Consider the following 12,248-nt stretch of genomic DNA (forward strand, 5'->3'; position numbering starts at 1 on the left):
GCCGCGGCATCCGCTCCTCCGGTGGAACCACGTCAGCGCAGGACGGGCGTGGGCTCCGGAGCGACCGGCTCCATCGGGCGCTTGGCGGCATCGGCGATGTGCGCGCGGCCGACGACGATCGCCGCGACCACCATGAGTGCGACCCCCAGCGCGTACGGCGCCGCGTGGCCGACACCGACGTAGAGCGCGCCGGCGATCAGCGGGGCGACCGTGCCCATCGCGGCGTTGAGCGACTGCGTGGCTCCGCCGAGCCAGCCCTGCTCGTCGGCTCCGACGGCGTTGGACATCGCACCGTCCATCGCCGCCTGCGACGCCCCCTGTCCGGCGGCCAGCATCAGCGCACCGGCGATGAACAGCCACGGCTGCGCGAACACCGATGCGACGACGGCGAGGCCCGCGAGCCCGACGATCTGCGTCACGATGCCGCTCACGATGACGGCCCGCTCTCCGATGCGGGGGAGGAGGATGCCCAGCAGCACGCCCTGGATGAGGATGTCGATGATGCCCACGGCGGCGGTCGTGAGCCCGATCTGCGTCGGTCCCCACGAGATCGCGTCGAGCGCCAGGACGCTGAAGTTGTTGACGAAGAAGCCGAACGGCAGCGCCAGCAGTGCGAAGCCGATCATCAGTCCGCGCAGCTCGGGGCGGCGGAAGGCGCTGCGGAAGACCGCGAACGGCTGTACGTCGCCCATCCGGATCGCGGCGATGCGGTTCTCCGCGCGGTGGCTCTCGGGAAGGAGGAAGAGACTGAGCACGGCGATCACGAGCGCCAGTCCCGCCGTCACGAAGACCGGCAGTTCGACGCTGATCGCCCCCAGCACGCCGCCCAGGGCGGGGCCGATCATGGTGCCGATGCCCGCCAGTGCGCCCAGCAGTCCGAAGCGCCGCGCGCGCTGGGCGGGCGGGGTGATGTCGGCGAGGTAGGCGAAGAGTGCGGGGAGGTCGCCGGCGGTGAGGCCCTGGATGACGCGGGCCAGCAGGAGCACCCAGATCGAGCCCCCGACACCGAAGAGCGTCATCGACAGCGCGGCGCCGAAGGCGGCGGCGATGATCACCGGGCGCCGCCCGAAGCGGTCGGACAGCCGCCCCAGGAAGGGGGCGACGAGGAAGGCGCAGAGTCCGTTGACGGCCTCGAGCGTGCCGACCCAGAGCGCCAGGTCGTTCTCCTGCGGCACATAGCGCAGCACGACGAACGGGAGCACGGGGAGCACCACGGTCATGCCCGCCGTCGTGAGCATGGTGAGGACGATGAGCATCGTCCAGGCGCGCTTCGGCGCAGGCGAAGAAACTGAAGTCATACCGAAACTGTATCGGTACCAGTATTGGTGTCAAGTCAGTTTCGGTTCGATTCCGGATACAATGCCGTCATGTCCCCACCCAGCCCGGTCGGCCGACGAGAGCGGAAGAAGGCCGCGACGCGGAAGGCCATCTCCGACGTCGCGACGATGATGTTCCTCGAGCGCGGCTTCGACAACGTGAGCATCCGCGAGGTGGCCGACGCGGCCGACGTCTCGCCCACCACCGTGTTCGCGCACTTCCCGCAGAAGGAGGCGCTCGTCTTCGACGAGGACACCGAGCAGCGCGACCGCCTCGTCGCGGCGGTGCACGAGCGTCCGGCGGGCGTGCCGATCCATCGCGCCATCCACGACTTCTACGTGCAGGAGGTCCGCCTCAGCGCGGAGGAGCACGGGCCCGACGTCGCCCGGGTGTTCATCGACTTCATGAATCAGACGCCGGCATTGCGGGAGTACGGCGCCAAGATGTGGCTGCGGCACGAGGACGCCCTCGCCCAGGCGATCGCGGAGGACGTCGGACTCGAGGAGCCGACGGCCGAGATCCGCGTGTACGCCCGCTTCGTCCTGCAGACGCAGATGATGGTGATCGAGAGCGACGACCAGCTCGGCCTCCTGGAGGCCGGTTTCGCGCTGCTGGAGAACGGCTGGGCGCCGATCGAGTCCCGCCTGTCGGGCCGCTGACCGTCCGTCGTCACCGACGGGAGGCGGATGCCGCGGCATCTGCTCCTCGGGCGCCCGTCTAGGATGACCACTCGTGGCAGGAACCCCCAGCAAGAAGCGCAAGCACCCCGGTCCGAAGAGGCAGCCGCCGCGCGGCAATCCCCAGCGCGCGCACGCGTCGCGTGACCCGCGCCGGGTGGAGAAGGCGACGGCCCGCGACTGGATCGGCGCCGCGCGCCTGCGCACCCTCCCGCTCGCCGTCGCACCCGTCGTCGTCGGAACGGGCGCCGCGACCCTCGTCGACGGGCTCTTCCACTGGGCGCTCGCCCTGGCCTGCCTCGTCGTCGCGGTCGCCCTGCAGATCGGCGTGAACTACGCCAACGACTACAGCGACGGCATCCGCGGCACCGATGACGTCCGCGTCGGTCCCGCCCGCCTGACCGCCTCGCGGCGGGCGAAGCCGCGCACGGTGCTCACCGTCGCGCTCATCTTCTTCGCCATCGCCGGCGTGACCGGGCTCGCGCTCACGATTCGCACCCAGCAGTGGTGGTTCCTGCTGGTGGGCGCGGCCTGCCTGGTCGCGGCCTGGTTCTACACCGGCGGCAAGCGGCCCTACGGCTACGCCGGGCTGGGGGAGCTGTTCGTCTTCGTGTTCTTCGGTCTCGTCGCCACCCTAGGCACCACCTGGGTGCAGGTGCGGGAGCTGCCCCAGGAGGCGTGGTTCGGCGCGGTCGCGATCGGCCTGCTGGCCTGCGCCGTGCTGCTGGCCAACAACCTCCGCGACATCGACCAGGACCGCCTCGCGGGCAAGCGCACGCTCTCGGTGCTCGTCGGGCGCCGCGCGACCCAGGTGCTGTTCACCGTCTTCGTGCTCGCGCCGTTCGTGATCGCCGGCTTCCTCGCGCTGTTCTACCCGATCGCGTGGCTGTCGCTGCTCGTGCTGCTGCTGGTGCTGCCGGCGATCCTCATCGTGTGGACCTACCGCGCTCCCAAGGAGCTTGTCATCGCCCTCGCGCTGACGTCGCTCGCCGCGGTGGCGTACGCCGGCTTCCTCTTCTGGGCGTTCGTCGGCTGATCTGCGGCGGCGTCTCAGACGTCGCGCGGCGCGATGTCCTCAGCCGCGGCATCCTCGACGTCCTCGTCGCGCACGACCGTGGACGTGCGGCGGCGGCGCTCGACCTGCTCCGACACCGCCGCCAGGGGCTTGCGGAAGAAGATCACCGACAGGCTCAGGCCGATGAGGGCGGCGAAGATCGCCGCGAGCCAGTAGAGGTCGCGGAAGACCGGGAACAGCATCATGATGCCGAACGGCACGAGGAAGGCCAGCAGCCTCAGAACCGTGAACACGAGCACGGGAGGAAGCTTCACCCCCTCATTCTACGCCGCGCCCCGATGCGGCTGCCGTCCGCGGTGGGGGCCGGGGCGGGGCGTCCGTCGCCCGTCCTGGGTGCTCCCTCACAGTTCGGCCACGAGCCGGTCGGCCCCGGGAACGCGCGCCTAGACTGGGGACGTGGCTCGCGTACTGCTCATCGTGGCGCTGGTGCTGACCGTCTTCTGGGTCTACACCATCGTCGACTGCGCGGTGCAGCCCGCCGATCGCCATCGCGGTGTGAGCAAGCCGATCTGGATCCTCATCGTGCTCTTCATCCCCGTGCTCGGCGGTCTCCTGTGGCTCACGATCGGGCGCGTGCGCGCATCCGTCGTCGCCACCCGTCTGGCCCCCGACGACGACCCCGACTTCTTCACGCGTCGCGCCGCGACGACCGACCAGGACGAGCGCATCCGCCGTCTTGAGGAGGAGCTCGCCCAGCTCGACGCCGAGGGCGACGACCCGCGGTGGAGCCCCGACGGGCAGAAGCCCGCAGCCGACGTCGACCCCACGCCGCCCGCCGACGGCGAAGACGACGGCCGCGGTCAGCGCGGCGCCGTCGGCTGACCGGTGACTGACCTCGACGACGAGCGGACCTCCGCGGCTCCGGCGACGGACGCTGCTGCCGCCCTGCTCGGCGGCCTCGTCGCCGCGGGCGTGCGGCACATCGTGCTGAGCCCGGGTTCGCGCTCGCAGGCCCTCGCCCTCGTCGCGGCGGAGCTGGAGCGGCAGGGCCTCGTCCGGCTGCACGTCCGCATCGATGAGCGGGTCGCGGGCTTCACCGCGCTCGGCATCGGACGGGAGTCGGGTCTGCCCGCGGCGGTGATCTGCACGTCGGGCACCGCCGCCGCCAACCTCCTCCCCGCCGCGCTCGAGGCCCACCACGCCGGCGTGCCGCTGCTGCTGCTCACCGCCGACCGGCCCCCGGAGCTCCGCGGGGTCGGTGCGAACCAGACCACGCGGCAGCCGGGCCTCTTCTCGCCCAGCGTCCGTCTCGAGGCCGACCTGCCGGTGCCCGAGGAGACGGATGCCGCGGGCGACGGTCCGCAGTCGGTGCTCCTGCGCGACATGGCGGCTGCTGCCGTGGCCGCCGCGCTGGGCGAGGGCGTGCGCTCCGCTGGTCCCGTCCACCTCAACGTGCCCTGCCGTGAGCCGCTTGCAGGCGACCTGCCCGACTGGCTCGCGTACGCCGCCGCGCCCTCCTCCGGTCCGGCTCGCGGGGTGGACGCCGCCGCAGACGAGTCCGGCCCGATCGGCGACGCGGAGGACGAGGGCGCCGCGCCCGCCGACGAGCCGTCCGGGGCGCTCTACCAGGGCGGCGGCGGCATCGGCGAGTCCGACCTGCCTCCCGAGGAGGAGGCGCGCCCGCACGTGCTCGCCCGCGGTCCGCGCACGGTCGTCATCGCCGGCGCCGATGCCGGCCCCGACGCCGAGGCGCTCGCCCATGCCGGCGGCTGGCCGCTCATCGCCGAGGTGGTCTCGAGCGCCCGCTTCGGGCGCAACCTCGTGCACGGCTACCGCGGTCTGCTCTCCGACGCAGAGCTCGGCGGGCGCATCGAGCGGGCGGTCGTGCTCGGGCACCCGACGCTCAGCCGCGAGGTGAACCGCCTGCTGTCCGACCCCGAGGTGGAGGTCTTCGCGCTCCGCGGTCCGGGTGAGCCGCTCAACCTCAACGGCGCGACGACCGCGCTCGACACCGTCGCCGTCGAGGCGGGCGAGACCGACCGCGACTGGCTGGGCGCCTGGATCCAGGCCTCCCGCGCGGCATCCGTCGATCTCACGCCCCCCGCTCCCGACGCCGACGGCCTCGCCTCGCTCGATCCGCACGAGCGCCGTGTCGCGCTGGAGGCCGAGATGGCCGCCGTGCGGACCCCCGTCGACCGTGCCTCCCTCGTCGACGCCGTGTGGCGTGCGACGTGGCCGCACGACCGCCTCGTGTTCGGGTCGTCGCGGCTCGTGCGCGTGGCCGACGCGCTGGTCGGGGGCAAGAAGATCCCTGTGCACGCCAACCGAGGCCTCGCCGGCATCGACGGCACCGTCGCCACGGCGACCGGTGTCGCCCTCGCCCGCCCGCAGGCGGCCGGCGTCACGCGCGTGCTGCTCGGCGATCTCACCCTGCTGCACGACGTCGGCGGTCTGCTGCTGCCGCCCGGTGAGACCGAGCCGCGTCTGCAGGTCATCGTCGGCAACGACGGCGGCGGCACGATCTTCGACACCCTCGAGGTGGCGCGCACCGCCCCCGCGGCCGACATGGAGCGCGTGCTCTACACCCCGCACGACGTCCGCCTCGAGGACCTCGCCCTCGCCTACGGCTGGGAGTACCACCGCGTCACGACGCGGTCGGCCCTGGACCAGCTGCTGACGTCCCCGGTGAGCGGGCGTCAGCTGATCGAGGTCCCGCTCGCGCGCTGACCTCGTGCGACGGGATGCCGCGGGCTCCGTCTCGGCGGGATGGTCGTCCGCGGTTGCCGGTGTCGGAACGCGCGGCCATGATGGCGGGATGACTGCCTCGACCTCGCAGAACTGGTCCGCCGACACGTCCGCAGCGCTGCGGGTCGGGCCGGGCTTCCGCCTCGCCGACCTGGATCCGTCGTCGACCCCCGGTTACACGGCGGGCAAGTCGCACGGGCAGAAGGATCTCGCCGCCGGGGTCGTACGTCTCGACCAGCTGCAGGAGCGGCTGTATGCGGAGAGCCGGTCGGAGGCGACGCACGCCAGCGTGCTGCTCGTGCTGCAGGCGATGGACTCCGCCGGCAAGGGCGGCATCATCCGCCACGTCGTCGGCTCCGTCGACCCGCAGGGCGTCGCGCTCACGGCGTTCAAGAAGCCGACGAAGGAAGAGCTCGCGCACGACTTCCTGTGGCGGGTCGAGCGGCGGGTGCCCGAGCCGGGCTTCATCGGGGTGTTCGACCGGTCGCACTACGAGGATGTGCTGATCGGCCGCGTGCGATCACTCGCCCCCGCCGAGGAGATCGAGCGACGCTACGGGGCGATCAACGACTTCGAGAAGCGCCTCGTCGATGGCGGCACGCGCGTGGTCAAGGTCATGCTCCACATCTCCGCCGACGAGCAGAAGGAGCGGCTGGGCGAGCGCCTCGCCCGTCCGGACAAGTACTGGAAGTACAACCCCGGCGACGTCGACGAGCGCGAGCTCTGGCCCGCCTACATGGAGGCGTACGAGATCGCCTTCGAGCGCACGTCGACCGAGGCGGCCCCGTGGCACGTGGTCCCCGCCAACCGCAAGTGGTACGCGCGGCTGGCCGTGCAGGCACTGCTGCTCGATGCCCTCGAGGAGATCGACCCGCAGTGGCCGGAGGCCACCTTCGACGTCGAGGCCGAGCAGAAGCGGCTCGCCGCGACCTGACGCCGGCGGTCGCTCGGGTCAGGCCAGCGCGTCGACGATCGGGCGGAACTTCACGCGCGTCTCCAGCAGCTCCGACTCGGGGTCGCTGTCCACGACGATGCCCGCACCGGCGTGCGCGACGACCGGGATCGTGGGAGCCCCGACGACGGCCGGACCGACCTGCGCGCATCGCAGCGCGACCGCCCATTCGCCGTCGCCCGCGGCATCCGTCCATCCGACCGCGCCCGCGTACCGACCGCGGTCGAAGGGCTCGAGCCGCTGGATCTCCTCGATCGCCACGTCGCGGGGCGTGCCGCCCACCGCAGCGGTCGGGTGCAGGGCCTGCACGAGATCGAGGGCCGATGAGCCGTCGCCGAGCGTGCCCTCCACGTCGGTCGCGAGGTGCCAGACGTTCGGCAGCTTGAGGGTGAACGGCTCGTCCGCCGCCGCCAGCGCGCTGGTGTGCGGGCGGAGGGTGTCGAGCAGGCTCCGGACAGCGAAGCGGTGCTCGTCCTGGTTCTTGCTGCTGGTAGCGAGGGCGAGGGATGCCGCGGCGTCCGCGTCCGCGTCGGCACCGCGGGCGATCGTGCCGGCGAGCACGCGCGCGGTGACCGTGCCGTGCGCGACCGACACGAGGGTCTCGGGGCTCGCGCCGATCGCGCCGTCGACGGCGAAGGTCCAGCAGTCCGGATAGCCGGTCATGAGCTCGCGCACGAGCCGTCGCAGATCGGAGCCCGCGGGGATCGTGCCGACCAGATCGCGGGCGAGCACGACCTTGTCGAGCCGCCGGGCGCGGATCGCCTCGACGGCGTCGGCGACCGCGTTCATGTAGCCCTCGGGTGTCATCGCACCGGGGCCGAGGGTCGCCGACCAGTGCGGGCCGAAGGGGGTGCGCGGGGGAAGCTCGGGCTCGAGGCCCTCCGCGTCGACGTAGCCGATGCGCGTCACCCACGACCGGCCGGCCCGGCGGCCGACGATCGTGTCGGGCACGATCAGCGCGTTGCGCCGCGCCGACCGGGGGTCGAACACGAAGGCGCCGAAGGCGACGAGACCCGATCCGGGCACTCCGACGGGATCGTCGACGGATGCCGCGGCCGACAGCGTGCGCCACGTGGCGGCGATCTGCGCGATGCCCGCGCCCGGCCGCGCCCCGAACGAGAGCACCGAGCCGAAGCCGGCCATCGCGTCACCGCGACGGCTCCAGAAGAGCGGGTCGTAGCCCGGGGTGTAGGACAGGACGTCCTCGACCGCGTCGATCTCGCGGGTGATGGAGCGGAGCCGCGGGGGCGCGGTGTGCGCGGGCCGGGAGCTCATGCTCCCAGCCTAGACTCGGCTCCGTGACCGACGACCGCCTGCCGCAGAGCCCCGTCCGCCCCGCGCCGGGCACGGCGCTGGCGTTCCGCTGGCGGAAGTGGGACGGCGGCGTCCACTGGGTGCACGAGTGCGTCTACCTCGGCCGCGACCAGTGGGGGGAGTGGTTCGGCCAGCCCGCCGGCTGGCGCAGCACCCGCCCCGGACGCGACTTCGCGACCGACCACGCGAGCGTGACGCTGCTGCCGCTGAGCGGCGACTACGCGTACACGCACAACGCGCCGCCGCACCCCACCTCGGTCTACATCGACATCGCGTGGGACGTCCGCTGGGACGAGGGCTCCGACCCCACCGGCATCGACATGGACCTCGACGTCGTGTCGCGCGTCGACCGTGGCATCTACATCGACGACCGCGACGAGTGGGACGAGCACCGGGTGGGCTACGGCTACCCCGCGGAGATCGTCGAGCACCTCGACGCGCTGGCCACGGAGCTCGAGCGCCAGGTGACGGCGGGGCTCACGCCGTTCGACCCGACGACCGCCTCGGCGTGGCTCGCCCGGTTGGCGGAGTACGGTCTCGGGCCCGACGATGCTCCCGGCGCCGGCACAGCGACCCCCGCCTAGACTCGACGGGTGACCCCGGACTCGCACCGCGCCGACCTCGGCAAGGACCCCGCCCGCGTCAGCGGCATGTTCGACGAGGTCGCTCCCGCGTACGACCGCACCAACACCGTCCTCAGCCTCGGCAATGACCGGCTGTGGCGGGTCGCGACCACGCGTGCCGTGGCGCCGCGGGCGGGACAGCGCATCCTCGACCTGGCCGCCGGCACCGGCGCCTCGAGCGTCGCACTGGCGCGCAGCGGCGCCGAGATCGTCGCCGCCGACTTCTCTCCGGGCATGATCGCCGAGGGCGAGCGCCGGTACGGTCCCGGAGCGGTGGGAGGCGGCATCCCGAATCTGCGTTTCGTCGAGGCGAACGCGACCGACCTGCCGTTCGCGGACGACGAGTTCGACACGGTCACGATGTCGTTCGGACTCCGCAACGTGAACGAGCCCAAGAAGGCCCTGCGAGAGCTGCTGCGCGTGACCAAGCCGGGCGGCCGCATCGTCGTGTGCGAGTTCTCGCACCCGCCGTCGAGGGCGTTCGCCGGGCTCTACCGCTTCTACAACGGGCGGATCCTGCCCGCCGTGGCCAAGGCGGTGAGCTCCAACGCCGAGGCGTACGAGTACTTGAACGAGTCGATCAACGACTGGCCCGACCAGCGGACCCTCTCCGGATGGATGCGCGAGGCGGGCTGGACCCGGGTCGCCCACCGCGACCTCTCGTTCGGAATCGTCGCCCTCCACCGGGCTGTGAAGCCCGTCTGATCAGGGCTCGGACGGGGAGGCGGTCCCTCCCGGCCCGGTAGGCTGGGAGCGTGACCCCTTCTGCGCCGGGTTCGCCCCTCGCGGGCAAGCTGGGCTTCACCGACCGGATCTTCGCCGGACCCCGTTCGCGGCGCTTGCTGTCGGAGGTCGAGCAGGGTCTCCAGCGTGTCGAGGAGCACCTCGCCGGCGAGCTCACCGTGACCTATCCGGTGGCCGACGCGGCGAGTCGCTACCTCTACGAGGCCGGCGGCAAGCGCCTCCGTCCCATGCTCGCGCTCCTGACCTCCAAGCTCGGCGACGGCATGACCGACGAGGTCGTCCAGGCCGCCAGCGCCCTGGAGATCACCCACCTCGGCTCGCTGTACCACGACGACGTCATGGACTCCTCCGACCGGCGCCGCGGCGTCCCCGCCGCTCAGACCGTATGGGGCAACAACGTCGCGATCCTCACCGGAGACCTGCTGTTCTCGCGGGCCAGTCAGATCATGGCGCGGCACGGCGAAGAGGCGATCCAGCTCCAGGCCGACACCTTCGAGCGCCTCGTGCTCGGCCAGTTCCACGAGACCGTCGGTCCGCAGGGCGACGAGGATCCCGTCGAGTTCTACCTGCAGGTGCTCTCCGACAAGACCGGCTCGCTGATCGCCGCCGCGGCGCAGGCGGGCATCATCTTCTCGCACGGTCCCGCCGAGCTGGAGGAGCCGATGGTCGTCTTCGGCGAGAAGGCGGGCGTGGCGTTCCAGCTGCTCGACGACGTCATCGACCTCTCCAACGACCCCGAGATCACCGGCAAGGTTCCCGGCACCGACCTCCGTGCCGGCGTGCCGACCATGCCGTACCTGCTGCTTGGTCAGAGGACGGATGCCGCATCCGTCGCCCTGCGGACGCGCATCGACGACGGGGTCGCCCGCATCGCGGACGGCGCCGACCCGGCGATCCTCGACGCCGCGCTCGCCGAGCTGCGTGAGCACGAGGCGACCCAGGCGACCCTCGACCTCGCCCACGCGTGGTCGCGCGAGGCGATCGACGCCCTCGCCCCGGTTCCCGACGGCGCTGTGAAGGAGGCGCTGACGCGCTTCGCGCGCGCCGTCTCGGACCGCTCCAGCTGAACCCCCCTCGTCGGGCGCGCCGTCTCGCCGGCGGCTCGGCGATCGTGTGAAAGGACCCCCATGACCAAGCTCAGGCTGGCCATCGTCGGTGCAGGACCGGCGGGCATCTACGCCGCCGACATCCTCCTGAAGGCCGAGCGCAAGTTCGACGTCTCGATCGATCTCTTCGAGCAGCTCCCCGCTCCCTACGGACTCGTGCGCTACGGCGTCGCCCCCGATCACCCGCGCATCAAGGGCATCGTCAACGCCCTGCGCGACGTGCTCGACAGCGGCGACATCCGCATCTTCGGCAACGTCCGCTTCGGCGAGGATCTGACCCTCGACGACCTGAAGCGGCACTACAACGCCGTCATCTTCGCCACGGGCGCCATCCGCGACACCTCGCTCGACATCCCCGGCATCGACGCCGACGGCTCGTACGGAGCGGCCGACTTCGTCAGCTGGTTCGACGGCCACCCCGACGTGCCGCGCACCTGGCCGCTCGACGCCGCCTCCGTCGCGGTCATCGGCAACGGCAATGTCGCGCTCGACGTGTCGCGCATGCTGGCCAAGCACGCCGAAGACCTGCTGCCGACCGAGATCCCCGAGAACGTGCACGCGGGTCTCGCCGCCAGCGCCGTCACGGACGTCCATGTCTTCGGGCGCCGCGGCCCGGCGCAGGTGAAGTTCACCCCGCTCGAGCTGCGCGAGCTCGGCGAGCTCCGCGACGTCGACATGGTGGTCTACGACGAGGACTTCGACTACGACGACGCGTCCAAGGCCGCCATCGCCAGCAACAAGCAGGTGATGGTCATCGACCGTGTGCTGCAGTCCTGGCGCAAGCGCGACTCGGTCAACAACGCCGGGGGGACGGCCTCCCGCCGCCTGCACCTGCACTTCTGGGCCAAGCCCGTCGAGATCAAGAAGGACGACGCGGGCCGGGTCAGCGCCCTCGTCTACGAGCGCACGCGGCCCGACGGCCAGGGCGGCGTCGTCGGCACGGGCGAGCTGCGCGAGGTGCCGATCCAGGCGCTGTACCGCGCCGTCGGCTACTTCGGGTCGCCGCTCGCGGGCATCCCCTTCGACAAGCGCCACGGCGTGATCCCGAACCACGAGGGCAAGGTGCTGCAGAAGGACTCGAACGAGCGCGTCCCCGGCGTCTACGCGACCGGCTGGATCAAGCGCGGCCCGGTCGGCCTCATCGGCCACACGAAGTCCGACGCCATGGAGACCGTGCGCCACGTCATCAACGACCAGGCGTCGTGGTGGCAGCCCGCCGACCCGTCCGACGAGGCGATCCCGGCCCTGCTGGCCGAGCGCGGTGTCGCCTGGACCGACCTCGACGGCTGGCACCGCCTCGACGAGCACGAGATCGGCCTGGGCGCGCCCCAGGGCCGCGCGCGCGTGAAGGTCGTCGAGCGCGACGAGATGGTGCGGGTCTCCCGCGCGGGATGAGACCGCGGGCGCGTCTGGCGCTCCCGCCGCGCTGATCGTGAGGAGATGTGTCGATCCGGAGGAGGATGCCGCAGCATCCGTCCTCCGGACCGGCACATCTCCTCCGGATCGGTACACCAGACAGGGCCGGGACCCCGGTCGGGCGCGCCCCCAGGTCGCGCCCGGCCGGTCCGGATGCCGTACCCCCACGGCTCCGGTCGTCCCCCCTCAGCCCCGAGCGACTCCCCAGCGTCGCATCCGCGCCGGCATCGCTGCGGGTCCGCGGTTCGGGGTCATGCATGGAGAGAGCGCCCTCGCTCGCGCCTGATACAAGAAGATCGGATGCTGCCCGGGACCGGCGCCCGCCCTGGCCAACGTCGC

The 12,248-nt window shown here is 72.2% G+C and carries 12 protein-coding genes; 9 read left to right on the forward strand and 3 right to left on the reverse strand.

Annotated features, from left to right (window positions below; genetic code table 11):
- Positions 1-32: 32 nt before the first annotated feature.
- Positions 33-1,298, reverse strand: a complete 1,266-nt coding sequence (locus tag ABC304_RS07460) for an MFS transporter (protein WP_412929914.1) — start codon at positions 1,296-1,298, stop codon at positions 33-35.
- A 69-nt stretch (positions 1,299-1,367) separates the two neighbouring features.
- Between ABC304_RS07460 and ABC304_RS07465 the strand changes: the two genes are divergently transcribed.
- Positions 1,368-1,976: a TetR/AcrR family transcriptional regulator gene (locus ABC304_RS07465; RefSeq protein ID WP_412929916.1), complete on the forward strand. Its 609-nt coding sequence runs from the start codon at positions 1,368-1,370 to the stop codon at positions 1,974-1,976.
- A gap of 73 nt (positions 1,977-2,049) precedes the next feature.
- Positions 2,050-3,030 carry a 1,4-dihydroxy-2-naphthoate polyprenyltransferase gene (locus tag ABC304_RS07470; protein WP_412929918.1) on the forward strand — a complete coding sequence of 327 codons (981 nt, stop codon included), beginning with the start codon at positions 2,050-2,052 and terminating at the stop codon, positions 3,028-3,030.
- A 14-nt stretch (positions 3,031-3,044) separates the two neighbouring features.
- Here the strand turns inward: ABC304_RS07470 and ABC304_RS07475 are convergent, their stop codons facing one another.
- Positions 3,045-3,323, reverse strand: a complete 279-nt coding sequence (locus tag ABC304_RS07475; protein ID WP_412929920.1) for a DUF4229 domain-containing protein — start codon at positions 3,321-3,323, stop codon at positions 3,045-3,047.
- Positions 3,324-3,465: 142 nt separating this feature from the next.
- Here ABC304_RS07475 and ABC304_RS07480 point away from each other — a divergent pair, with 142 nt between their 5' ends.
- The 3 genes from ABC304_RS07480 to ABC304_RS07490 all read left to right on the forward strand — a co-directional run bounded on the left by ABC304_RS07480 (position 3,466) and on the right by ABC304_RS07490 (position 6,688).
- Positions 3,466-3,891 carry a PLD nuclease N-terminal domain-containing protein gene (locus ABC304_RS07480; protein WP_412929922.1) on the forward strand — a complete coding sequence of 142 codons (426 nt, stop codon included), beginning with the start codon at positions 3,466-3,468 and terminating at the stop codon, positions 3,889-3,891.
- Between the two features lie 3 nt (positions 3,892-3,894).
- Positions 3,895-5,736, forward strand: coding sequence for a 2-succinyl-5-enolpyruvyl-6-hydroxy-3-cyclohexene-1-carboxylic-acid synthase (menD, locus tag ABC304_RS07485; RefSeq protein ID WP_412929924.1), 1,842 nt, complete (start codon positions 3,895-3,897; stop codon positions 5,734-5,736).
- An 88-nt stretch (positions 5,737-5,824) separates the two neighbouring features.
- Complete coding sequence (locus ABC304_RS07490; RefSeq protein WP_412929925.1) at positions 5,825-6,688, forward strand: polyphosphate kinase 2 family protein; 864 nt, start codon at positions 5,825-5,827, stop codon at positions 6,686-6,688.
- A gap of 18 nt (positions 6,689-6,706) precedes the next feature.
- On the opposite strand, the gene ABC304_RS07495 is transcribed toward ABC304_RS07490, so the two are convergent.
- Positions 6,707-7,981 carry an isochorismate synthase gene (locus ABC304_RS07495; protein WP_412929926.1) on the reverse strand — a complete coding sequence of 425 codons (1,275 nt, stop codon included), beginning with the start codon at positions 7,979-7,981 and terminating at the stop codon, positions 6,707-6,709.
- A gap of 23 nt (positions 7,982-8,004) precedes the next feature.
- On the opposite strand from ABC304_RS07495, the gene ABC304_RS07500 reads away from it, so the two are divergent.
- The 4 genes from ABC304_RS07500 to ABC304_RS07515 are packed head-to-tail and all read left to right on the forward strand — an operon-like array spanning position 8,005 to position 11,888.
- On the forward strand, positions 8,005-8,604 hold the full coding sequence (locus tag ABC304_RS07500) for a DUF402 domain-containing protein (protein ID WP_412929927.1): 600 nt from the start codon (positions 8,005-8,007) through the stop codon (positions 8,602-8,604).
- A gap of 9 nt (positions 8,605-8,613) precedes the next feature.
- Positions 8,614-9,348, forward strand: coding sequence for a class I SAM-dependent methyltransferase (locus tag ABC304_RS07505; RefSeq protein ID WP_412929928.1), 735 nt, complete (start codon positions 8,614-8,616; stop codon positions 9,346-9,348).
- A 50-nt stretch (positions 9,349-9,398) separates the two neighbouring features.
- Positions 9,399-10,454, forward strand: a complete 1,056-nt coding sequence (locus ABC304_RS07510) for a polyprenyl synthetase family protein (RefSeq protein ID WP_412929929.1) — start codon at positions 9,399-9,401, stop codon at positions 10,452-10,454.
- Positions 10,455-10,514: 60 nt separating this feature from the next.
- A complete protein-coding gene (locus ABC304_RS07515; RefSeq protein WP_412929930.1) occupies positions 10,515-11,888 on the forward strand; it encodes an FAD-dependent oxidoreductase in 1,374 nt (457 codons plus the stop codon).
- The last annotated feature ends 360 nt before the right edge of the window (positions 11,889-12,248 follow it).

Source organism: Microbacterium jepli (assembly GCF_047237905.1).
GTDB lineage: Bacteria > Actinomycetota > Actinomycetes > Actinomycetales > Microbacteriaceae > Microbacterium.